21 protein-coding genes and 1 tRNA gene are annotated in these 23129 nt (G+C 71.4%); 17 read left to right on the forward strand and 5 right to left on the reverse strand.

The genetic code is table 11. From position 1 onward, the window contains the following. The first annotated feature begins 4 nt into the window (after positions 1-4). The 8 genes from ACQPXG_RS17000 (at position 5) to ACQPXG_RS17035 (ending at position 10147) form a co-directional block, all read left to right on the forward strand. Positions 5-742, forward strand: a complete 738-nt coding sequence (locus ACQPXG_RS17000) for a VIT1/CCC1 transporter family protein (protein WP_433468662.1) — start codon at positions 5-7, stop codon at positions 740-742. Positions 743-811: 69 nt separating this feature from the next. After that, positions 812-1603, forward strand: coding sequence for a hypothetical protein (locus ACQPXG_RS17005; RefSeq protein ID WP_433468663.1), 792 nt, complete (start codon positions 812-814; stop codon positions 1601-1603). 78 nt (positions 1604-1681) lie between these two features. Further along, positions 1682-2782, forward strand: coding sequence for a hypothetical protein (locus ACQPXG_RS17010; RefSeq protein ID WP_433468664.1), 1101 nt, complete (start codon positions 1682-1684; stop codon positions 2780-2782). A 51-nt stretch (positions 2783-2833) separates the two neighbouring features. Then, on the forward strand, positions 2834-2980 hold the full coding sequence (locus ACQPXG_RS17015; RefSeq protein WP_433468665.1) for a hypothetical protein: 147 nt from the start codon (positions 2834-2836) through the stop codon (positions 2978-2980). Between the two features lie 83 nt (positions 2981-3063). Next, entirely contained in the window at positions 3064-7635 is a 4572-nt protein-coding gene (gene gltB / locus ACQPXG_RS17020; protein WP_433468666.1) for a glutamate synthase large subunit, read from the forward strand. 16 nt (positions 7636-7651) lie between these two features. Then, entirely contained in the window at positions 7652-9115 is a 1464-nt protein-coding gene (locus ACQPXG_RS17025; protein WP_433468667.1) for a glutamate synthase subunit beta, read from the forward strand. A gap of 75 nt (positions 9116-9190) precedes the next feature. After that, a complete protein-coding gene (locus ACQPXG_RS17030; protein ID WP_433468668.1) occupies positions 9191-9655 on the forward strand; it encodes a helix-turn-helix transcriptional regulator in 465 nt (154 codons plus the stop codon). Between the two features lie 39 nt (positions 9656-9694). Then, positions 9695-10147 carry a VOC family protein gene (locus ACQPXG_RS17035; protein ID WP_433468669.1) on the forward strand — a complete coding sequence of 151 codons (453 nt, stop codon included), beginning with the start codon at positions 9695-9697 and terminating at the stop codon, positions 10145-10147. 6 nt (positions 10148-10153) lie between these two features. Here the strand turns inward: ACQPXG_RS17035 and ACQPXG_RS17040 are convergent, their stop codons facing one another. After that, entirely contained in the window at positions 10154-11581 is a 1428-nt protein-coding gene (locus ACQPXG_RS17040) for a pyridoxal phosphate-dependent decarboxylase family protein (RefSeq protein WP_433468670.1), read from the reverse strand. Positions 11582-11860: 279 nt separating this feature from the next. Here ACQPXG_RS17040 and ACQPXG_RS17045 point away from each other — a divergent pair, with 279 nt between their 5' ends. Continuing rightward, on the forward strand, positions 11861-12721 hold the full coding sequence (locus ACQPXG_RS17045; RefSeq protein ID WP_433468671.1) for a hypothetical protein: 861 nt from the start codon (positions 11861-11863) through the stop codon (positions 12719-12721). On the opposite strand, the gene ACQPXG_RS17050 is transcribed toward ACQPXG_RS17045, so the two are convergent. Beyond that, positions 12718-13401 (reverse strand): helix-turn-helix domain-containing protein, encoded by a 684-nt coding sequence (locus ACQPXG_RS17050; protein WP_433468672.1) that lies wholly within the window; start codon positions 13399-13401, stop codon positions 12718-12720. The two genes, ACQPXG_RS17045 and ACQPXG_RS17050, sit on opposite strands and share 4 nt — an antisense overlap. 65 nt (positions 13402-13466) lie before the next feature. Here ACQPXG_RS17050 and ACQPXG_RS17055 point away from each other — a divergent pair, with 65 nt between their 5' ends. Together ACQPXG_RS17055 and pyk are read left to right on the forward strand one after the other, a co-directional pair. Further along, positions 13467-14024 carry a type 1 glutamine amidotransferase domain-containing protein gene (locus ACQPXG_RS17055; RefSeq protein WP_433468673.1) on the forward strand — a complete coding sequence of 186 codons (558 nt, stop codon included), beginning with the start codon at positions 13467-13469 and terminating at the stop codon, positions 14022-14024. A gap of 107 nt (positions 14025-14131) precedes the next feature. Then, a complete protein-coding gene (gene pyk / locus ACQPXG_RS17060) occupies positions 14132-15562 on the forward strand; it encodes a pyruvate kinase (protein ID WP_433468674.1) in 1431 nt (476 codons plus the stop codon). A 248-nt stretch (positions 15563-15810) separates the two neighbouring features. Here pyk and ACQPXG_RS17065 read toward each other — a convergent pair. Beyond that, positions 15811-15883, reverse strand: a tRNA-Leu gene (locus tag ACQPXG_RS17065). A gap of 102 nt (positions 15884-15985) precedes the next feature. Between ACQPXG_RS17065 and ACQPXG_RS17070 the strand changes: the two genes are divergently transcribed. The 6 genes from ACQPXG_RS17070 (at position 15986) to ACQPXG_RS17095 (ending at position 21848) form a co-directional block, all read left to right on the forward strand. Continuing rightward, positions 15986-16588: an ANTAR domain-containing response regulator gene (locus ACQPXG_RS17070; protein WP_433468675.1), complete on the forward strand. Its 603-nt coding sequence runs from the start codon at positions 15986-15988 to the stop codon at positions 16586-16588. Positions 16589-16891: 303 nt separating this feature from the next. Further along, entirely contained in the window at positions 16892-18043 is a 1152-nt protein-coding gene (locus ACQPXG_RS17075; RefSeq protein ID WP_433468676.1) for a branched-chain amino acid ABC transporter substrate-binding protein, read from the forward strand. Positions 18044-18138: 95 nt separating this feature from the next. Continuing rightward, positions 18139-19107 (forward strand): branched-chain amino acid ABC transporter permease, encoded by a 969-nt coding sequence (locus ACQPXG_RS17080; protein WP_433468677.1) that lies wholly within the window; start codon positions 18139-18141, stop codon positions 19105-19107. Then, positions 19104-20255: a branched-chain amino acid ABC transporter permease gene (locus tag ACQPXG_RS17085; protein ID WP_433468678.1), complete on the forward strand. Its 1152-nt coding sequence runs from the start codon at positions 19104-19106 to the stop codon at positions 20253-20255. The genes ACQPXG_RS17080 and ACQPXG_RS17085 overlap by 4 nt, the downstream gene beginning before the upstream one ends. Beyond that, the gene (locus ACQPXG_RS17090; protein WP_433468679.1) at positions 20255-21064 is read left to right on the forward strand and encodes an ABC transporter ATP-binding protein; all 810 of its coding nucleotides are present in this window, start codon (positions 20255-20257) and stop codon (positions 21062-21064) included. Before ACQPXG_RS17085 ends, ACQPXG_RS17090 begins: the two co-directional genes overlap by 1 nt. Continuing rightward, a complete protein-coding gene (locus tag ACQPXG_RS17095) occupies positions 21054-21848 on the forward strand; it encodes an ABC transporter ATP-binding protein (RefSeq protein ID WP_433468680.1) in 795 nt (264 codons plus the stop codon). Before ACQPXG_RS17090 ends, ACQPXG_RS17095 begins: the two co-directional genes overlap by 11 nt. Positions 21849-21872: 24 nt before the next feature. On the opposite strand, the gene ACQPXG_RS17100 is transcribed toward ACQPXG_RS17095, so the two are convergent. Both ACQPXG_RS17100 and ACQPXG_RS17105 read right to left on the reverse strand, forming a co-directional pair. Further along, complete coding sequence (locus ACQPXG_RS17100) at positions 21873-22427, reverse strand: DUF4352 domain-containing protein (protein ID WP_433468681.1); 555 nt, start codon at positions 22425-22427, stop codon at positions 21873-21875. 248 nt (positions 22428-22675) lie between these two features. Continuing rightward, the gene (locus ACQPXG_RS17105; protein WP_433469982.1) at positions 22676-23074 is read right to left on the reverse strand and encodes a PaaI family thioesterase; all 399 of its coding nucleotides are present in this window, start codon (positions 23072-23074) and stop codon (positions 22676-22678) included. Positions 23075-23129: the final 55 nt, after the last annotated feature.

Raw genomic sequence — 23129 nt, forward strand, 5'->3', positions numbered from 1 at the left:
GACGGTGTTCGACTCAGGCGAGATGACCGGCGAGAAGCCCGGTACCACGGCGGAGCACCACCACCGGCACCGGGACGTCACCGGGGGCTGGCTGCGGCCCGCGGTGTTCGGCGCGATGGACGGGCTGGTCTCGAACTTCGCGCTGATCGCGGGCGTCGCGGGCGGCCAGGCGAGCCAGAAGGTCGTCCTGCTCGCGGGCCTCGCCGGCCTGGCGGCGGGCGCGTTCTCGATGGCGGCGGGGGAGTACATCTCGGTCGCCTCCCAGTCGGAGCTGGCGGAGGCCGAGATCGAGGTCGAGCGGCTGGAGCTCGCCCGCCACCCGGCGGCCGAGGAACGGGAGCTGGCCGAGGTCTTCGAGGCCCGCGGTGTGGACCCCGAGACGGCCGCCGAGGTCGCCCGGCAGCTGTCCCGCGACCCCGACGAGGCCCTGGAGGTGCACAGCAGGGAGGAGCTCGGGGTGACGCCCGGCGACCTGCCCTCACCGGTGCTGGCGGCGGGCTCGTCGTTCCTGTCGTTCGCGGTCGGCGCGCTGCTGCCGGTGCTGCCGTACCTGCTGGGCGCCACCTCGCTGTGGCCGGCGGCGGGCGTCGCGGCCCTCGGGCTGTTCATCGCCGGGGCCCTGGTGTCGCGGGTCACGACCCGCGCCTGGTGGTTCGGCGGGACGCGGCAGCTGCTGTTCGGCGCCGCCGCCGCGGCGATCACCTACGGCGTCGGCGCGCTGATCGGCACCAACGGGCTGTAGCCGAAGGAATCTGGATGAAACGCCCTTTTAGCCACGCGGGGGCGACCCGGACCGCTAAGCTCCGGGGCTGTGATCGAGGCTCGTGACTCAGGTTCCGCCGAGGCCGCGCAGAAGGGCCGCGGGCGGGACTTCTGGCCGGACGACAAGCCCGGCCGAAAGCTCCCCAGTCCGAAGCTGCTGCTCGCCGCGGCCGCCGCGCTGGTCGTGGTGATCGTCGCGGCCGTCGCGGTGGTCATGCTGACCGGCGGGAAGGACGAACCGGCGGCGAAGCAGGCGGCGCCGACCGCGTACGCGCCGGACTACCTCGGCGAGGGCTTCGCCAAGATCGCGAGCCGGTCCGCCGACGGCCGCGCGATCACCGAGGGCGAGGCGTTCTCCGCCAAGAACCTCAAGTCGGGGAAGTACTCCTTCGCGCTGGCCGCGTCCAAGCTGAGCTCGGACTGCAAGGCCGCGACGTGGGGCGCCCGGCTGCAGGCCGACCTCGCCAAGTACCAGTGCAACCAGGTCGTCCGGGCCGCCTACGTGAGCGACGACAAGAAGTACGTCGGCCAGTTCGTCGTGATCAACCTGGTGAGCGAGGAGGGGGTCAAGCAGATCCTCCGCGACCTGGACCCGGCGGCCGCCGCCGGCTGGGTGACCCCGCTGAAGGCGCCGGGCGTGCCCGCGTTCGGGCCCGGGTTCAGCGCCGCCTACTCCAAGACCTACGGCCACTACGCGGTGGTCACGTGGGTGGAGCGGGCCGGCGGCGCACAGCCCGCCTCGCTCAACGAGATGATCGATGTGAGCCTGGTGATCGAGAACGCCGCCGACTTCCTGTACGGGCGCCTCGAGCTGGTCTCCGGCGGGCGGTCCGGCCAGTGAGCCGGCCGGTGCCGCCCGGCCGTCCGCGTGGTCGTGGACTCCGATGAGCAGCGCCGCGGCGGGCGGGGGCGGCCCCCGGTGAGCCGCCAGGGCCGCCGGCAGCCCGCCCCGCGCCGGTCGGCACCGGCCCGCGCGGGCGGTCCCCGCAGGGCGGGCCAGTCGCGCCGTGCCGCGCCCCGGAGGGAACGCCCCGCCCCGCCGCCGCCCGTGACGCCCTACGACGACGCCCCCTACGACGACGCCCCCTATGAGGACGCCCCCTATGGGGAGGCGCCCCTGGACGGCGCGCCGCCCGCCGAGGACGCCTACGCCGACATCCCGCCCCAGCGCCCGGGTCCGCGCGGCAAGCGGCCGAAGAAGGGCGGCAAGGGCCGCCGGCCGGGCAGGCCGGCGGGACGTCCCACCGAACCGGAACGCCGGGCCCGTGCGGTGCGGCGCGGGGGTCCCGGGCCGAAGCCGTACTTCGCCGCGGCGGCGGTCCTGGGCGTGCTGGTGCTCCTCGGGCTCGGCGCCGTGGTCCTCCTGGACGGCGGAGATCCTCCGAAGACCGCCGGCGCGACCAACGCGAATATCGGCAAGCCCGCCGGGACGGGTGTGTCGCCGACCTCCTACTCCAGTTCGCCGTCCAGTGCCGCGTACGCCGGGATCGCCTCCCGCAGTGCGGACGCCGACCCGCTGACGGTCGGGGAGGAGTTCCCCTCGTCGGCGGCGAAGCTGTCGGTCCTGGACGGGAAGGTGACGGTGAAGCTGCGCGCGAAGCGGCTGGACGGCGACTGCGCCGCCGCCGTGTGGGGCACGACGGTGGGCGAAGAGCTGGGCAGGGGCGGCTGCACGCAGGCGGCGCGGGCGATCTACTCCGACACCGAGAACGGCTACGCGCTGGCCGTCGCGGTGTTCAACCTGGCCGGATCGGCGGACGCGGACCGGTTCGTCGCGAAGCTGGAGACCACGATCGGCGCGGGTTTCGTCCGGCCGCTGGAGGCGCCCGCCCCGCTGGACGGGTTCGGCCGCGGCTTCGGGATGGCGCGCGGCCTCGCGATGGGGCATTTCGCGGTGGTGTCGTGGGCGCAGCGCCTGGACGGCAAGGGCGACGAGAAGGACGAGACGCTGCTGTCGCTGCTGATCGAGGGCGGGAAGGCCCCGGCGGTGCTCGGCCGTGCCGCCCGCGCGTCCCACTGAGGGAGATCTTCCGGCGGATCGCCGGATTCGCGTCGTAAACATCCTGGCCCGGTGATGATCCTCACCGGGTTCGAGACGTTTTGCGCCGAACCGAAGCCGGTACTCTGGTCTAAACCAATCCGAGATGACGCACGGGCGATTGCGACGATGAAGTTTCGCGATCCGGTGCAGTCGGGCATGATCCCGGCAGTGATGTAATGTCATCTCACCGCAGCAGGGCCAACGCCGTCCCGTGCTTGCACTGACATCGAAGCAGTGACACGACGACGACGGGAGGGTTGATGGCTTCTGCTGCCCTCACACCTGCTGGCCGCGTACCGGGCCGTCCCCGGCCGGAGGGCCTGTACGACCCGGCCAACGAGCACGACGCCTGCGGCGTCGGCATGGTCGCCGACCTGCACGGACGCAAGAGCCACGACATCGTCCAGAACGCCCTGACCGTCCTGAAGAACCTGGACCACCGCGGGGCGGTGGGCGCGGAGCCCGACGACGGCGACGGCGTCGGCATCCTCGTCCAGATCCCGGACGCCTTCTTCCGCGAGGTCTGCGACTTCCCGCTCCCCGAGGCCGGCGCGTACGCGGCCGGCATCGCGTTCCTGCCCGCGGACGGCGAGGAGCGCGCCGCCGTGGCCGCCCACGTCGAGACCCTCTGCGTCGAGGAGGGCCTGTCCGTCCTCGGCTGGCGCGAGCTTCCGCACGACGCCGACTTCACCGGCCCGGCCGCCCGCCGGGTCATGCCGCACTTCGCGCAGCTGTTCGTCGCCCCCGCCGCCGGCGGCCCGCACGCGGGCAAGACGGGCCTGGAGCTGGACCGCGCCGTGTTCTGCATGCGCGAGCGCGCCGAGCAGGACGTCCAGGTCTACTTCCCGAGCCTGTCCAGCCGGACGATCGTCTACAAGGGGATGCTGACGACCCCGCAGCTGGAGCCGTTCTTCCCCGACCTGTCGGACCGCCGCTTCTCCAGCGCGATCGCGCTGGTCCACTCGCGGTTCTCGACCAACACGTTCCCCGCGTGGGAGCTCGCCCACCCGTACCGGTTCATCGCGCACAACGGCGAGATCAACACCGTCAAGGGCAACCGGAACTGGATGCGGGCCCGCGAGGCGCTGCTGAAGTCCGACCTGATCCCGGGCGACCTGTCCCGGACCTACCCGGTGATCGACATCGAGGCCAGCGACACGGCCTCGTTCGACGAGTGCCTGGAGCTGCTGCACCTCGGCGGCCGGTCGCTGCCGCACGCGGTGCTGATGATGATCCCGGAGGCGTGGGAGAACCACACCGAGATGGACCCGGGCCGCCGGGCCTTCTACGAGTTCCACTCAACGCTGATGGAGGCCTGGGACGGCCCCGCCAGCGTCAGCTTCACCGACGGCACCGTCGTCGGCGCCGTCCTGGACCGCAACGGGCTGCGTCCCGGCCGGTACTGGGTGACCGACGACGGCCTGGTCGTGCTGGCCAGCGAGGCGGGCGTGCTGAACATCCCCGCCGCCAAGGTGGTGCGCAAGGGCCGGCTGCAGCCCGGCAAGATCTTCCTCGTCGACACCGCCGCCGGGCGGATCGTCGAGGACGACGAGGTCAAGGCCGAGCTCGCCGCCGAGCACCCGTACGGGCAGTGGCTGCACGAGGGCCTGGTCCGGTTCGAGGAGCTGCCGCAGCGCGAGCGGGAGATCCCGACCCACGAGACGCTCGTCAGGCGGCAGCAGACGTTCGGCTACACCCTCGAAGAGCAGCGGATCATCCTGACGCCGATGGCGCGGACGGGCGCGGAGCCGATCGGGTCGATGGGCACCGACACCCCGATCGCGGTGCTGTCGGAGCGCCCGCGGCTGCTGTTCGACTACTTCAAGCAGCTGTTCGCGCAGGTCACGAACCCGCCGCTGGACGCGATCCGCGAGGAGCTCGTCACCTCGCTGCAGTCCACGCTCGGGCCGGAGGGCAACCTGCTGGAGCCGGGACCGGACTCGTGCCGACGGCTCGTCCTGTCCACCCCGATCCTGGACAACGACGAACTCTCCAAGATCATCCACATCGACGACGAGGGATCGCTGCCGCATCTGCAGGCCCATGTCGTGCACGGCCTCTACGAGGTCGCCGGCGGCGGGCAGGCCCTGCAGGACCGCCTGGAGGAGATCAACTCCGAGGTCGGCCGGGCGATCGAGGCTGGCGCGCGGATCATCGTGCTGTCCGACCGCGGCGCCGACTCGGCCCGCGCCGCGATCCCGGCGCTGCTGCTGACCGGCGCCGTCCACCACCACCTGATCCGGGAGAAGACCCGCACCCAGGTCGGCCTGGTGATCGAGACGGGCGAGGCCCGCGAGTGCCACCACATGGCGCTGCTCATCGGGTACGGCGCGTCCGCGATCAACCCGTACCTGGCCATCGAGACCGTCGAGGACCTCGTCCGCGGCGGCGTCATCGAGGGCCTCGACCCGGCCAAGGCCGTCCGGAACCTCGTGAAGGCGTACGGCAAGGGCGTCCTGAAGGTCATGTCGAAGATGGGCGTGTCCACGGTCGCGTCCTACACCGGCGCGCAGATCTTCGAGGCGATCGGGCTCGGCGCGGACGTCGTCGGCCGCTGCTTCACCGGCACCACGTCCCGGCTCGGCGGCGTCGGCTTCGACGTGCTGGCCCGCGAGGTCGCGCAGCGGCACGCCCGCGCCTACCCGCCGGGCGGCAACGACCTCGCGCACCGGACCCTGGAGGTCGGCGGCGAGTACCAGTGGCGCCGCGAGGGCGAGCCGCACCTGTTCAACCCGGACACGGTGTTCAAGCTGCAGCACGCCACCCGCACCCGCCGCTACGAGATCTTCAAGGAGTACACCGCCAAGGTCGACTCGCAGGCCGAGCGGCTGATGACCCTCCGCGGGCTCTTCAAGCTCAAGGAGGGCGACCGGGACCCGGTGCCGATCGACGAGGTCGAGCCCGTGTCGGAGATCGTCAAGCGGTTCTCCACCGGCGCGATGTCCTACGGCTCCATCTCGGCCGAGGCGCACGAGACCCTCGCGATCGCGATGAACCGGCTCGGCGGCAAGTCCAACACCGGCGAGGGCGGCGAGGACCCGGCGCGGTTCACCCCGGACGAGAACGGCGACCTGCGGCGCAGCGCGATCAAGCAGGTCGCGTCCGGCCGGTTCGGCGTGACGTCGGAGTACCTCACCAACTCCGACGACATCCAGATCAAGATGGCGCAGGGCGCCAAGCCCGGCGAGGGCGGCCAGCTGCCCGGCCACAAGGTCTACCCGTGGATCGCCAAGACCCGGCACTCCACCCCGGGCGTCGGCCTCATCTCGCCGCCGCCGCACCACGACATCTACTCGATCGAGGACCTGGCGCAGCTCATCCACGACCTGAAGAACGCCAACCCGGCGGCGCGCGTGCACGTCAAGCTCGTCGCCGAGGTCGGGGTCGGGACGGTCGCGGCCGGGGTGTCCAAGGCGCACGCCGACGTGGTGCTGATCTCCGGGCACGACGGCGGCACCGGCGCTTCCCCGCTGACGTCGCTGAAGCACGCCGGCGCGCCCTGGGAGCTCGGCCTCGCCGAGACCCAGCAGACGCTGCTGCTGAACGGGCTGCGCGACCGCATCGTCGTGCAGACCGACGGGCAGATGAAGACCGGCCGCGACGTCGTCGTCGCCGCGCTCCTCGGCGCCGAGGAGTACGGCTTCGCGACCGCGCCGCTGGTGGTGTCGGGCTGCATCATGATGAGGGTCTGCCACCTGGACACATGCCCGGTCGGCGTCGCCACCCAGAACCCCGTCCTGCGGCAGCGCTTCTCCGGCAAGCCGGAGTTCGTCGTGAACTTCTTCGAGTTCGTCGCCGAGGAGGTCCGCGAGTACCTGGCGGACCTCGGGTTCCGCTCCCTGGACGAGGCGATCGGGCACGTCGAGATGATCGACACCCGCGAGGCCGTCGAGCACTGGAAGGCGGCCGGCCTGGACCTCGCCCCGATCCTGCACACCCCGGACCGGGCGGCGGGCGCCGCCCTGCACCGGGTCACCGGGCAGGACCACGGGCTGGAGAAGGCCCTGGACAACACGCTGATCCAGCTCGCCGAGGGCGCGATCTCGTTCGGCGACCCGGTGAAGCTGGAGCTGCCGATCCGCAACGTCAACCGCACGGTCGGCACGATGCTCGGCCACGAGGTGACCAAGAAGTGGGGCGGCGCGGGCCTGCCCGACGACACGATCGACGTCGTCTTCACCGGCTCGGCGGGCAACTCGTTCGGCGCGTTCGTGCCGCGCGGCGTCACGCTGCGGCTCGTCGGCGACGCCAACGACTACGTCGGCAAGGGCCTGTCCGGCGGGCGGCTCACGCTGCGCCCCGCGGCCGACGCCGGGTTCGCGGCCGAGGAGCAGATCATCGGCGGCAACGTCATCCTGTACGGCGCCACCTCGGGCGAGCTGTTCGCCCGCGGGATCGTCGGCGAGCGGTTCTGCGTCCGCAACTCCGGCGCCACCGCCGTCGTCGAGGGCGCAGGCGACCACGCCTGCGAGTACATGACCGGCGGCCGTGCGCTGATCCTCGGCCCGACCGGGCGCAACCTCGCGGCGGGCATGTCCGGCGGCATCGCCTACGTGCTGGACCTGGCGCCCGAGCGGGTCAACGGCGAGATGGTCGACCTGGAACCGCTCGACGCCGACGACGTCGACTTCGTCCGGGCGCTGACCGAGCGGCACCTGGCCGAGACCGGCTCGCAGGTCGCCCGGCGGCTGCTGGACGACTGGGCCGCCGCGGCCGCCCGCTTCACCAAGATCATGCCGCGTGACTACCGGCGCGTCCTGGACGCCATGGCCAAGGCCGAGGCCGAGGGACGCGACGTCGACGAGGCCGTCATGGCCGCGGCGCAGAGCTGAGAGGGGGACTGCCCACATGGCCGACCCGAAGGGTTTTCTGACCGTCCGGCGGGAGCTCCCGAAGCGCCGCCCGGTCGACGTGCGGATCAGGAGCTGGTCCGAGGTCTACGAGGACTTCGGCAAGGACCGGCTGGAGAAGCAGGCGAGCCGCTGCATGGACTGCGGCATCCCGTTCTGCCACCAGGGCTGCCCGCTCGGCAACCTCATCCCCGAGTGGAACGACCTCGTCCACCGGCAGGACTGGCGGGAGGCCGTCGAGCGCCTGCACGCCACCAACAACTTCCCGGAGTTCACCGGGAGGCTGTGCCCCGCCCCGTGCGAGAGCGCCTGCGTCCTCGGCATCAACCAGGACCCGGTGACGATCAAGCGGGTCGAGGTCGAGATCATCGACCGCGCGTTCGCGGAGGGCTGGGTGCGCCCGCGGCCGCCCGCCGTGAAGACCGGCAAGAAGGTCGCGGTGGTCGGCTCCGGGCCGGCCGGCCTCGCCGCCGCCCAGCAGCTCACCCGCGCCGGGCACGACGTCACGGTGTACGAGCGCGCCGACCGGATCGGCGGCCTGCTGCGCTACGGCATCCCCGAGTTCAAGATGGAGAAGCGGCACCTCGACCGGCGCCTCGCCCAGATGCGCGCCGAGGGCACCGCGTTCAAGACCTCGGTGAACGTGGGCGTCGACATCACCGCCGAGGACCTGCGCGCGTCCCACGACGCCGTCGTCCTCGCGGGCGGCGCCACCGCCTGGCGCGACCTGCCCGTCCCGGGAAGGGAGCTGAAGGGCGTCTACCAGGCGATGGAGTACCTGCCGCCGTCCAACAAGGCGCAGGAGGGCGACTACGAGGAGTCGCCGATCTCCGCGGAGGGCAAGCACGTCGTCGTCATCGGCGGCGGCGACACCGGCGCCGACTGCGTCGGCACCGCGATCAGGCAGGGCGCCGCGTCCGTCACGCAGCTGGAGATCATGCCGCGGCCGCCGGAGGCGCGCCCCGACGCCCAGCCGTGGCCGACGTACCCGATGCTGTTCAAGATGGAGAGCGCCCACGAGGAGCTCGCCGACATGGGCGGCGACCGCGTCTACGCCGTGTCCACCACCGAGTTCGCCGGCGACGCGGACGGCAACGTCCGCGCCCTCCGGCTGGTGGAGGTCGGCAGCCCGGAGACCCGGTTCGCGCCGATCGAGGGCACCGAGCGGGAGATCCCGGCCGAGCTGGTCACCCTCGCCATGGGCTTCCTCGGCCCGCAGCGCGAGGGCCTTCTCGACGAGCTCGGCGTCGACCTCGACCAGCGCGGCAACGTGGTCCGCGACGGCGACTACAAGACGTCGGTGGACGGCGTGTACGCCGCGGGCGACATGGGCCGGGGCCAGTCCCTGATCGTCTGGGCGATCGCCGAGGGCCGCGCCGCCGCGCACGGCGTCGACGCCTACCTCAGCGGCCGGACGGACCTGCCGTACCCGATCCCGCCCACGGCCCGCCCGATGGCCTGACCCGGGACGACGAGAGCAAGGCCCTGGAGAGACCGTCTCCGGGGCCTTGTCGGTGCGGTATGCCAGCATCGGGGCATGACCCCGCCCTTGGACGTCGATGTGCTGCGCCGGATGCGGCTCGCCCGGGACGCCATGGACCGGGACTGGGCCGACCCCCTCGACGTGGCCGCCGTCGCCGCCCGCGCCGGCTACTCGCGCTACCACTTCGTCCGCCTGTTCAGCGAGGTCTACGGCGAGACGCCCGGCGCCTACCTCGCCCGCCGCCGCATCGAGCGCGCCCAGGACCTGCTGCGGACCGCCAACCTGACCGTCACCGAGATCTGCGTGCTGGTCGGCTTCACCAGCCTCGGCACCTTCTGCACACGCTTCAAGCGGCAGACCGGGATGACGCCCACCGAGTTCCGCAGGCACGCCCGCGCCGGCGAGCCGTCCTCGATCCCCGGCTGCTTCGTGCTGTTCTGGGCGGGCGGCTTCCGCGGGGACCGACCAGTCGGGGACTCAGCAATTATCGAGAAGGCCGCGCCGCCGCCCGCGCCCTAGCGTGAACCCATCATCCCTGTTCACGAAGGAGACACCGGCATGATCACCAACCTGGGGCTGGCCACCGTCTGGGTCCTGGACCAGGACGCGGCCAAGGCGTTCTTCACCGAGAAGCTCGGCCTGGAGGTCCGGGACGACATGACGCTCGGCGAGGGCGGAATGCGCTGGGTCACCGTCGGCGCCAAAGGCCAGCCCGAGCTCAGCCTCGCCCTGATGGTGCCCGGCCCGCCCACCATGGACCCCGACTCCGCCGTGCAGATGAAGGCGCTCATCGCCAAGGGCGTCCTCGGCGCCGGCGCCTTCAACACCGACGACTGCCAGGCCGACTACGAGCGGCTGTCCGCGAAGGGCGTCGAGTTCGTCCACAAGCCGGAGAAGCGCCCCTACGGCATCGAGGCCGTCTTCCGCGACGACTCCGGCTGCTGGTACAGCCTCACCCAGCCCTTCGAGCAGCTCGACGAGACCGCCTCCTGGGGCGACTGCACGAGCTGAGGACGCTCAGGCCGTGAGGCGGGCGCCGAGTTCGCGGAGAACGTCCACGAGTCGTTCCACGTCGGCATTGGTCGTCCGCCAGTTGAGCGGCGCGGGGCGGAACACCGTCATCCCGCGGTAGGTGCTGGTGCCCGCGTAGACGCGGCCGTCCGCGAGGAGCGCCTCGCCCAGGCGCGCGTTGAGGTCGTCCAACCGCTCCTCTGGGACGCCGTCCGGCCGGTAGCGGAAGCACACGATGCACAGCTGCACCGGTGCCAGCAGCTCCAGATCCGGCGCCGCCTCGACGAGCCCGCCCAGGTGCGCGGCGACGTCGAGGTGGCGCTCCACCATCTCCCGGTAGCCGTCCCGCCCGTACGCCCGCAGTGTCGCCCAGATCGGCAGCGCCCGGGCCCGCCGCGACGACTCCGGCCCCAGCATGTTGTAGTTGACGCGCTCATCGTCGGCGTCCGGCAGATAGGCCGCCCCCCACGCCCCGAACGCGCGGCCCAGCGCTCCCGGGTCGCGGACGAACGAGAACCCGCTCTCGTAGGGCACGTTCAGCCACTTGTGCCCGTCCGCCGTCACCGAGTCGGCCCGCTCCACGCCCCGCGCGAGATGCGCGGTCCGGGGGCTGAGCGCGGCGAACAGGCCGAAGGCGCCGTCGACGTGGAGCCACGCGCCGTGCCGCTCCGCCAGGTCCGCCAGATCGGCGACCGGGTCGGAGTCGCCCGTGTTCACCTCGCCGAGGTTCGCCACGACCACCGCCCTGCCGCCCGCCTCGGCGAGCGCCGCGTCCATCGCCGCGAGATCGACGCGGCCCGCGTCGTCCCGCGCGAACGTCCTCAGCGTGTCCCGGCCGCAGCCCAGGATCTGCAGCGCCTTCCTGGTGCTGACGTGCACCAGCCCGCTGCTGAACACCGGCATCGCCGGCAGGCCCGCGAGCCCCTGCGACGCCGCGTCCACCCCGTGCTCGCCCGCCCACCACTGCCGCGCGCACGCCAGACCCGTCACATGCGCGAGCGTCGCGCTCGGCGTCAGCACGCCGCCGGACGAGGCCGGCAGCCCGAACAGCTCCTTCAGCCACCGCAGCACCGCCGTCTCGGCCCGCGCCGCCAGCGGCGACGTCAGCCACAGGCCCGCCGCCTGGTCCAGCAGCGACGCCGCCCAGTCGCCCGCCATCGCCGCCGGCGTCGACCCGCCCACCACGAAGTGGAAGAACCGAGGCCCGGACGAATGCGTCGCCGCCTCCGTGCCGATCCGCACCAGCCGCTCGACCGCCGCCACGGCCCCGTCGCCCCGGACCGGCAACGGGCCGTCCAGTTCGTCCAGAAGCGCGTCCTTCGTTCGGTCGTGCACGGGACGGTCCCGCAGGCTCGCCAGATAGGGCCCGGCCGCCCCCGCCACCACCGCGAGCGGGGCACCTGCAATGTCACGTTCGTCAAGCGGATCACTCATGGCGCAAGAAGACCACAGACCCGACCCACGGGGAACGCCCCGGTCCGGTGTGAAACGCCCCTCTTGTGGTCTTCGCACTGGTCGGCTACGGTCCCGCCAGGGTTCACCGCGCGGGCGCCGCACGCTCGCGGTCCTGGCACGCCCGCCGTGAACCGCCCGCTCCCGCACCCCGCGAACGCGGGACATCAGGGGCCCGGCCACCCACCGCTGGGGTGGCCGGGCCCACCGCGTCCGATTCCTACAAGACCCGTCCAGGACCGCCGCCGTAACGTCGGAGCCATGAACGTCCTGCACGAGACCGGGCTCGCCCGCGCCGCCGAGTTCATGCGCCACAACGGCCGCCTCATCGACCGGCACCGGTTCGCCCTCCACTTCCGCGGCGGGCCCGCCGCGCCCGTCCTCGCGGCCCTCAGGGCCTACGAGAACCCCGACGGCGGATACGGCCACGCCCTCGAACCCGACCTGCGCGGCGAAGCGAGCCAGCCCATCCCCGCCCAGCACGCCCTGCAGTTCCTCCACGAGGCGGGCGCCGACGACGACCCCGCCGTCACGCGCATCGCCGGATACCTGGAATCGATCACCACCGGCGACGGGGGAGTGCCGTTCGTCCTGCCGGCCGTCCGCGACGCCCCGCACGGGCCGTGGTGGCAGGCACCCGACGACCCGGCCGGAACCATCAACCCCACCGCGACCCTCGCCGGAATGCTCCACCGGGCCGGCGCCGCCCACCCCTGGCTCGGCCCCGCCACCGACTTCTGCTGGCGATACCTCGAAGCGCCCGACGCGGAACCCGGCGCGTACGACGTCCTCGCGGTCCTGACGTTCCTCGCCCACGTCCCCGACCGTGACCGCGCCGAAGCCGCCTTCGCCCGCGTCCGCGACCTCCTCGCGGCCCACGCCCACAGCAACCACCAAGGGGCCCTCGACTTCGCACCCGAACCGGACGGCCACGGGCGCCGGCTGTTCGACGACGACGTCATCGACGCCGCCCTCGACGCCCTCGTCGACGCGCAGGACGACGACGGCGGCTGGGACGTCGCCTTTCCCATCTGGACGCCCATCACCCGCCCCGAATGGCGGGGCTTCGTCACCGTCGAACGCCTCAGGACGCTCCGCGCCTACGGGCGGCTCAAGCCCTAGATCAGGTTGCGGACGGGCTCGCCCGCCAGGTCGCGCACCTCGTGCGCGAAATGGGCCTGGTCGGCGTAGCCCGCCGCGTACGCCACCGCGGCGAGGGGCTCGCCCGCCCGCGCCAGCCCCAGCGCCCGCTGGAAGCGCAGCACCCGCTGCAGCGTCTTCGGCCCGTACCCGAACGCCGCCAGCGACCGCCGCCGCAGCTGACGCTCGCCCAGACCGAGGCCGTCCGCCACATCCCGCACCGTGCTCCGCCCCAGACCCGCCACCACCGCCGCGACGAGCGGATCCACGGGCCGCACGCGCTCCCGGACGGCCGCGACCAGCGCCCCCCGCCGGTCGCCCGCCGCCGCCACGCCTTCGGCCAGCCGGTCGGCGTCCGCGCCCCACAGCTCCCGCAGCGGCAGACGCGCGTCCCGGATCGCGTCCGCCGGGACGCCCAGCACCGGCGGCGCCGCCCCCGGCCCGAACCGCACCGCGACGACCTCGTCACCCGGGCGCACGAGGGATGGCATGGGACCGGTGTCCGGACCCGCCACCAGGATCCCACCGGCCGACCACATCACGTCCACGCAGCCGTCCGGCACCACGCGCTGGACGAACGGCTCGGCGCCCGGCGGCAGCGCCGCCGTCCAGGAGCACGCCAGCCCCGGCGTCCGGTACTCGCGATAGCCGGTCGGATTCACCCTTCCTGCATACCACCAGCGGTCGCGGGCAGGGGCCCTGAGAACCACCCGAAACGGAGGATTCCATGCCGAACAATGATCTTCAGGGCAAGACCATCGCCTTCCTGTGCGCCCCCGAGGGCACCGAGCAGGTCGAACTGACCGAACCCTGGAAGGCCGTCGAGCAGGCGGGCGGGAACCCTCGCCTCGTCTCCACCCAGTCCGGCCGCCTGCAGGCGTTCGACCACCTCGACAGGGCGGACACGTTCCCCGTCGACACCACCGTCGACGTCTCCGACCACACCGAGTTCGACGGCCTGGTCCTGCCCGGCGGCGTCGCAAACCCCGACTTCCTGCGCACCGACCCCAAGGCCGTCGCGTTCGTCCGCTCGTTCTCCGACGCCGGCAAGCCCGTCGCCGTGATCTGCCACGGCCCGTGGACGCTCATCGAGGCGGACGTCGTCCGGGGCCGGACCCTGACGTCCTGGCCGAGCCTCCGGACCGATCTGCGCAATGCGGGCGCGACCTGGGTGGACGAGGAGGTGCAGGTCTGCGAGAGCGGCCCCGGCGTCCTCGTCAGCAGCAGGAAGCCCGACGATCTCAAGGCGTTCTGCCAGGCCGCCGTGGAGGCGTTCAAGCGGTGACCGGCCCCTGTGGTCTAGACCTCTGACCTAGACCACTGGGTGAACCCGCGGCGACCATATCCTGCACGAATATCCGTACCGGCAAGTAACTAAGTACGGTTGTGCACGTGACCCGTCGAGCGAAGATCGTCAGCACCATCGGCCCAGCCTGCTCCAGCACCGAGCAGATCAACGCCCTCGTCGAAGCCGGCATCGACGTCGCCCGCCTCAACATGAGCCACGGCGAGCATGCCGTCCACGAGGAGGTCTACCACCGCCTCCGAGCCGCCGCCGAGGCGACCGGACGCGGCGTCGGCATCCTCGCGGACCTCCAGGGCCCCAAGATCCGCATCGGACGCTTCCCCGACGGCCCCGTACGGCTCACCCTCGGCGACGAGTTCACCATCACCACCGACGCCGTCCCCGGCACCCGCCGCGAGGTCTCCACCACCTACCAGGGCCTCCCCGGCGACGTCGGCCCCGGCGACACCGTCCTCATCGACGACGGCCGCGTCGCCCTCAAGGTCACCTCCGTCGACGGCCCCCGCGTCCACACCACCGTCACCGTCGGCGGCATGGTCTCCGACAACAAGGGCCTCAACCTCCCCGGCGTCCCCGTCAGCGTCCCCGCGCTCACCGAGAAGGACGAGACGGACCTCCGCTGGGCCCTGCGCCTCGGCGTCGACCTCGTCGCCCTCTCCTTCGTCCGCACCCCCGCCGACGCCGACATCTGCTACCAGATCATGGAAGAGGAGGGTGTCCGCGTCCCCCTCATCGCCAAGATCGAGAAGCCACAGGCCGTCGAGCACCTGCCCGAGATCGTCGCGGCCTTCGACGGCATCATGGTCGCCCGCGGCGACCTCGGCGTCGAACTCCCCCTCGAACAGGTGCCGATCGTCCAGAAGCGCGCCATCGAACTCTGCCGCGAGAAGGCCCGCCCGGTCATCGTCGCCACCCAGATGCTCGAATCCATGATCTCCGCGCCTCGCCCCACCCGCGCCGAGACCTCCGACGTCGCCAACGCCGTCTTCGAAGGCGCCGACGCCGTCATGCTCTCCGGCGAGACCAGCGTCGGGCAGTACCCCATCGAGTCCGTCCTCACGATGAGCCGCATCGTGCAGACCGCCGAGCAGGCCGCCCTCCAGGCCACCCACACCCTGGAGCGGATGCCCGAGACCGTCGGCGGCGCCATCGCCCGCGCCGCCGCCGAGGTCGGCGCGATCGTCGGCGCGGAGGCCCTCGCCGCCTTCACCATGTCCGGCGAGACCGCCCGGCGCCTGTCCCGCTACCGCTCGCCGATCCCGCTGCTCGCCTTCACCTCGGTCCCCGCCGTCCGCGGCCGCCTCGCGCACGTCTGGGGCGTCGAGACCTTCATCGTCCCCCAGGTCGACCACACCGACGCCATGGTCCGCCAGGTCGAGCAGGCCCTCCTCGAACTCGGCCGGTTCCAGAAGGGCGACAAGGTCGTCGTCGTCGCCGGCTCGCCCCCCGGCACCGCCGGCTCGACGAACGCCCTCCGCGTGCACAGCCTCGGCGACGCCATCGCCATCCACCACTGACCATCACCCCAGCCGGGCACCGCGCGACCGCACCCCGCGCGGTGCCCGGCTCCTCTTCACCCCTGCGGAACCCGCGTACCGACCGGCGATAACCACCCGGTCTCATTTACGGTTCGCTCAGGACACCGTCCACCCCGAGAGGTCTGGGAGGTGGGCGTAAGAATTCCTCGGCTCGCTGATGGTGAGGCCCTGGCGCCCATGTCGGGCCGCCCGGCGCGAGGGCCGGATGAGTGACGGTTGAACGAGAGTGCCCCGGGTGGGACTCGAACCCACACTTTACGGTGTTTGAGACCGCGCCCTCTGCCATTGGGGTACCGGGGCATTTACCCAAGCAAATTGGACAGTCGGATCGCAGTGCCCTGCTGGGACGCTTGGGAGGTCCTGCCTCGGCCCAGGGTAGCGGGTTTCGATAGGCTCGTGGGCGTGGAGAGCGCTCGGCGAGTTGTGATCGCGGAAGACGAGGCCCTGATCCGGCTGGACCTGAAGGAGATGCTTCAGGAGGACGGTTACGAGGTCGTCGGGGAGGCCGGGGACGGCGAGACCGCGGTGCGGCTCGCCGGTGAGCTGAAGCCGGACCTCGTGATCCTCGACGTGAAGATGCCGGTGCTGGACGGGATCTCGGCGGCCGAGCGGATCTCGGCGGACCGGATCGCGCCGGTGGTGATCCTCACCGCGTTCTCCCAGCGCGAGCTCGTCCAGCGGGCGACGGAGGCGGGCGCGATGGCCTACCTCGTCAAGCCGTTCTCCAAGACCGACCTCGCGCCCGCGATCGAGATGGCGGTGAGCCGGTACACCGAGCTGCGGGCGCTGGAGGCGGAGGTCGCCGGGCTGCAGGAGCGGCTGGAGACCCGCAAGGTGGTCGACCGGGCGAAGGGGCTGCTGCAGGAGGCCCACGGGTGGTCCGAGCCCGAGGCGTTCCGCTGGATCCAGAAGACGTCCATGGACCGGCGCCTCACGATGCGGGCCGTCGCCGAGGCGGTCGTGGCGGGGGCGTCCGGCGGCCAGGGCGAGCCGGCCGCGGGCTGACTTCCTCAGCGCGTCAAATCGCGGGTTGTCAAGGTCCAAAGCGCAGGTCCCGGACCGGCCCGATCGTGTCACGTTCTGTAATCGTCCCAGGCAATGACGGGTATCGGATGAGCACAGGGGCGTAACGAACGAGTAACCCTTCGATCCGGGGGTCCTGTTCTGGGGTGGGTCGACGGTGTACGACATAGCTGGTCCCCGAGTGACTGATATCTCCTGGCGGAGGTGTCGGCGCCGGGGCATGACTCGTACCCGATCCGGCGCGGATCCGGATGTGAAAGGTTGGGCACCTTGCGGCGCAATAGGATGAGGCTGACCGGGGCGATCGCGCTCGGTGCGGTGATGGCGCTGGGCGCCGCCGCCTGCGGTGAGGGTGACAGCGGCGGGGGCGGGGATCTGACGATCGCCTTCGTGGGTGTCCAGACCGGTGACAACTCTCCCGAGCTCGGCATCAACATCTCGAACGCTGTGAAGCTGGCGATCGACCAGTACAACGCGGGCAACCCGAAGCAGAAGGTCAAGTTCAAGATCTACGACACCAAGGGCGACCCGGCCGTCGCGCCGGGCCAGGTGCAGAAGGCGATCGACGACAACGTCACCGCCGTGATCGGCCCGGTCTTCTCCGGTGAGTCCAAGGCGACCGACCCGAGCCTGGAGGAGGCGGAGATCCCGAACATCTCGCCCTCGGCGACGGCGAGCGCGCTCGGCAAGAACGGCTGGAAGTACTGGCACCGCGTCATCTCCAACGACGACGCGCAGGGCCAGGTGGACGGCGACTTCATCGTCAAGACGCTCGGCGCGAAGAAGGTCTTCGTCATCGACGACAACCAGGAGTACAGCGTCGGCTTGGCCGACAAGGTGTTCTCCGCGGTGCAGGCGGCGGGCGTGACGCCGCAGCGCGACAAGATCGACCCGAAGGCGACCGACTATTCAAGCACGGTCAACAAGGTCAAGGCGGCCAAGCCGGACGCGATCTTCTTCGGCGGCTACTACAACGGCGGCGACAAGCTGCTCAAGCAGCTGCGCGACAGCGGCGTGACCGCCAAGTTCGTCTCCGACGACGGTGCGCTGGACCAGAAGCTGGTCGACGGCGCGGGCGCCAAGCAGGCGGAGGGCGCGCTGATCTCGTGCGCCTGCCAGTCGATCAACCCGTCCGCGGACAATCCGAAGGTGGCGAAGTTCATCACCGACTACAAGGCCGCGTTCAACAAGGACCAGGGCACGTACTCCGGTGAGGGGTACGACGCGGCCACGGCGATCCTGAACGCCTTCAAGGCCGGCAAGACCTCCGGCAAGGAGGTCAACGAGTACCTGAAGACGGTGAACTTCCAGGGCGTCTCCAAGCCGATCAAGTTCGAGCCGAACGGCGAGATCGCGGTCAAGACCATCTACATGTTCCAGGTGGTGGACGGGAAGCTGAAGTTCCTTGGCGACGCCTCCAAGGTCAAGCCCGAGTGAGCTAGCCCCGCCACGACGCAGGACGGACGCCGGTCCGCCGGCGCGGGGCGGGAGCGCCGCAGCGCTCCCGCCCCCTCTTTCTTGAGGAACCCTCTGTGCTCCACGACTTCACATCCCAGTTCTGGGCGAACACGGTCGACGGGCTGACCGTCGGTTCGATCTACGCGCTGGTCGCGCTCGGCTACACGATGGTCTACGGCGTGCTCCGGCTCATCAACTTCGCCCACTCGGAAATCTTCATGATCGGCACGTTCGGCGGGCTGACGCTGATCCAGGTGGTCGGTTTCGACAACGGCCCGTACACGGGCATCGCGCTGGTGGGTGTCCTGCTGGCGTGCCTGGCGGCGGCGATGGCGGCCTCCGGCGGGGCGGCGCTGGTGCTGGAGCGGATCGCCTACCGGCCGCTGCGCCGCAAGGGCGCGTCGCGGCTGGCGGCGTTGATCTCGGCCATCGGCGCGTCGCTGTTCCTGCAGGAGCTGTTCGCGACGACGGTGATCCCGCACTTCTTCGGGAACGGCGGGGGCCGCGACCCGATCCACGTGCCGGACCTGCTGAAAAAGGAGACGCTGTTCTCGATCGGCTCCGGGGACGTCCGCAACGACAAGCTGCTGATCTTCGTTGCGGCGATCATCATGATGATCATCCTGGATCGGTTCGTGAACTCGTCCAAGCTCGGCCGCGGCATCCGGGCCACCGCGCAGGACCCCGAGACGGCGATGCTGCTCGGGGTGAACATCGACCGGGTCGTCGTGGTGACGTTCCTGGTCGGCGGGCTGATGGCGGGCGCCGCGGGGTTCTTCTTCGCGCTGCTCTACCAGCAGACGATGTTCAACATCGGCTTCATCCTCGGGATCAAGGCGTTCACCGCCGCGGTGCTCGGAGGAATCGGCAACCTGCGGGGCGCGCTGGTCGGCGGCTTCACGCTGGGGCTCATCGAGAACTACGGTGGCTCCCTCTTCGGCTCCCAGTGGAAGGACGTCATCGCGTTCACGCTTCTGGTGGTCATCCTTCTGTTCCGTCCCACCGGCATCCTCGGTGAGTCTCTCCAGCAGGCGCGCGCATGAGTGACAACACGAAGAAGACGACGAACGCGGGCGGGTTGCGCGGCACGGTCGGCGGCCCGGTCGAGGCCGTGCGGACGCGCTGGGACACGGCGCCCGGCTGGCAGCGCTGGACGGTCTACGTCCTGGTGGTCATCGGCGCGCTGTTCCTGCCGTACGAGGGGCTGGCGCCGATCATGTCGCCGGAGTCGGCGTGGGGCACGATCCTGTTCTATCCGATCGGGATCTACGTGCTGCTCGCGCTCGGGCTGAACGTGGTGATCGGGTACGCGGGCATGCTCGACCTGGGGTATGTGGCGTTCTGGGCCATCGGCGCGTACACGATGGCGACGCTGGCGGTGAAGCACGGGATCGGGTTCTGGCCGCTGCTGCCGTGCGGGATCGTCCTGGCGGCGGTGTCGGGCGTGATTCTCGGTGCGCCGACGCTACGGCTGCGCGGCGACTACCTGGCGATCGTGACGTTGGGCTTCGGGGAGATCGTCCGGAAGGTCGCGGAGAACACGAACTGGCTGGGCGGCACGCGCGGCGTGAACAACATCCCGCACCCGCCGAGCCACGAGGGCGTGTGGTTCCTCGGTGTGGACCTGTTCACCTACAAGATCAGAGACGCGCGGCCGTACTACTACATGCTGGTCGTGCTGATCGTGCTGGTGGTGATCTTCTCCAAGCGGCTGGAGGCGTCCCGGATCGGGCGGTCGTGGACCGCGATCCGGGAGGACGAGGACGCCGCCGAGATCATGGGCGTGCCGACGTTCAAGTTCAAGCTGCTGGCGTTCGCGACCGGCGCGGCGATCGGCGGGGCGGCGGGCGTGGTGTTCGCGGCGAAGACCAGCTATGTCGCGCCCGCGAACTTCCCGTTCCTGCTGTCGGCGACGATCCTCGCGGCGGTGGTGCTGGGCGGGGCCGGGAACATCCCGGGCGTGATCGTGGGCGCGTTCCTGGTGGCGTGGCTGCCCGAGCGCTTCCGCGACCTGGCCGACTACCGGGACCTCGCCTTCGGCGGGATCCTGGTGCTGATGATGATCTTCCGTCCGGAAGGGCTGATCCCGTCGAGGCAGCGCAAGGCGGAGATGGCCGAGGGCGGCGGCGGAATGGGCCATATGGGCGCCGAGATCGACACATCGGGCTCGAAGGCCGAGGTGGGGAGCTGATGAGCGAGGTTTCCGGCGGCGCCGGCGGGAAGGCCGGCCGGCCGCTGCTCGAGCTGTCCCGGCTGACGATGCGCTTCGGTGGCGTCGTCGCGCTGAACGCGGTCGACCTGACCGTCCGCGAGGGCGAGATCTTCGCGCTGATCGGGCCGAACGGCGCCGGCAAGACGACGGTGTTCAACACGGTGACGGGGGTGTACCGGCCGACGTCCGGCACGGTGGCCTTCGACGGCGGGCGGCTGAACGGGCTGAAGCGCTACCAGGTCACCAAGCGGGGTATCGCGCGGACGTTCCAGAACATCCGGCTGTTCCCGAACATGACCGCCGAGCAGAACGTGCAGGTGGGCGCGGACGCGCACCACAGCGCGGGGCTGATCAGCGTGACGTTCGGGCTGCCCCGGCACCGGCGCGCCGAGCGGGAGGGCAAGGCGCTGGCGCGGGAGCTGCTGGAGTTCGTCGGGGTGTCGCGCCGCACGCATGACATGGCGAAGAACCTGCCGTACGGCGACCAGCGGCGGCTGGAGATCGCGCGGGCGCTGGCGACCGACCCGAAGCTGCTGCTTCTGGACGAGCCGGCCGCGGGGATGAACCCGGCGGAGAAGGCCGCGTTGATGGAGCTGATCCGCAAGATCCGCGACGGCGGCCGGACGGTGCTGTTGATCGAGCACGACATGAGCCTGGTGATGGGCATCAGCGACCGGGTCGCGGTGCTGGACTTCGGGCAGAAGATCGCCGACGGGCTGCCCGCCGAGGTGCAGAACGACCCGAAGGTCATCGAGGCGTATCTGGGGGCTCCGGCCGATGCTTCTTGAACTGAAGGACGTGCACGTCCACTACGGCAAGATCGAGGCGCTGAAGGGCGTGTCGCTCGGGGTGGACGAGGGTGAGATCGTCTCGCTGATCGGCGGTAACGGCGCGGGGAAGACCACCACGCTGAAGACGATCTCGGGGCTGCGGTCCTGCTCGTCGGGGGCGGTGTTCTTCGACGGCGCCGACATCGGGTCGATGCCGGGGCACAAGCGCGTGCTGGCGGGCATCGGGCAGGCGCCGGAGGGCCGCGGGATCTTCCCGGGCATGACGGTGCACGAGAACCTGCTCATGGGCGCCTACGCCCGCAAGGACGACCACTCGAAGGAGCTGGCGGAGGCCTACGAGCTGTTCCCCCGGCTGGCGGAGCGGCGTTCGCAGGCGGCGGGGACGATGTCGGGCGGCGAGCAGCAGATGCTCGCGATCGGCCGGGCGCTGCTGTCCAAGCCGAAGGTGCTGCTGCTCGACGAGCCGTCGATGGGGCTGGCGCCGATGCTGGTGCAGCAGATCTTCTCGATCATCGAGGAGATCAACCGGCGTGGCACCACGGTCCTGCTGGTGGAGCAGAACGCGCAGCAGGCGCTGCGGCTGGCGCACCGGGCGTATGTGCTGGAGACGGGTCGGATCGTGCGGTCCGCGCCGGCGTCGGAGCTGCTGGACGACCCGCAGGTGCGGGCGGCGTACCTGGGCGGCGATGTCGGCGAGGGTGACGGTGGTTCGCCCGAGGGCGAGGCCCCGGCGGACGCGTCCGAGCCCGATGGCGTGGACGTCACCAAGGACCAGGACTGACCGGGCCTGGGGCGGGGCGGCCGCTCAGCGCAGTGGCAGCTCCGCCCCGGGGTCGTCCGGCCGTGCGACGCCGAGTTCGTCGGTCGGCGAAGAGTACAGGCGCAGCGTGCTGATCCGGGCGTCCCTGGGGATGTCGTACCAGAGGTCGAGCTCCAGGCGGTCGCGGGAGCCGAGCTCGATATCGGTCGGCTGCCGTTTGACGCGCATCGCGTTCACGTCCGGCGGGTAGGCGCCGCGGGAGGTGATCAGGAGCTGCCGGTCCAGGTCGATCTTGTGGAAGGTGGCGTACCGGTTCTCGACCAGGATCCGGACGCGGGCGAAGCGGCCGAGCCGGGACGGCAGGTCGGCGTGGCTGCCGGTGATCGTGGTGAGGGCGGGGCTGAGGCCGAGCGCGGCGAACATGACGTCGCCGTCCCGCACCTCGCGGTAGGGGAGCGGGGTCTCGCCATCGCGGACGGCCCGTTCGGGCAGCCGGTAGTGGTGGCGCCCGTCCTCGCCGGAGCATGCCGCGAGCGCCAGCGCGGTGGCGAGAGGGAGCGCGGCGGCCGCGAGGCGGGTGCGCGTGTCACGGTGGCGCATGTCCGGAACGTACGTCCGATGGCGGCCGGGGTGAACGGGGCCGGGGCGTTTCGCAACGCAACCGCAACCGGTGTTGGACCTATACCGGTGTCGGCGGGGGGCGGCCGTCCCCGGACATGCGTTGACCCGGGATCACCTTTGGGGCCGCACGAACCTTCCCCGGGCGCGTACGTTGTCTACTCGGTGATCCCGGGCCATTCCGATCCACGCTACAGACCCCGGGGCGCGCATCGCAAAGAAAGCGCGGATCAGGATCCGGGCCGGTCTCCCGCGGGCGCCGTACCGCCTTGCGGCCCACCCGCGGGGGCGTCCCTCAGCATGCAGGTGAGGCGCGCGGTGCAGACCCGCCGGTCCTGCTCGTCGGTGATGACGATGTCGTAGGTGGCGAGGGTCCGGCCGCCGTGCGTGCGGGTGGCCACGCCCGTCACGTGCCCGTCGGTCGCGGACCGGTGGTGGGTGGCGTTGAGCTCGATCCCGACGGCGATACGGCCGGGACCGGCGTGCAGGGCGGACCCGACGGAGCCGAGCGACTCGGCGAGGACGCAGGAGGCGCCGCCGTGCAGGAGCCCGTACGGCTGGGTGTTGCCCTTGACGGGCATGCGGCCCACCACGCGTTCCGCGGATGCCTCCAGGTATTCCACGCCCATGGTCTTGGCCAGGTCGCCGTGGGCGTCGAGCTCGTCCCCGGCGAGGATCTTCGCG

The sequence above is a fragment of the Spirillospora sp. CA-128828 genome, assembly GCF_050945415.1.
Classification (GTDB): Bacteria; Actinomycetota; Actinomycetes; order Streptosporangiales; family Streptosporangiaceae; genus Spirillospora.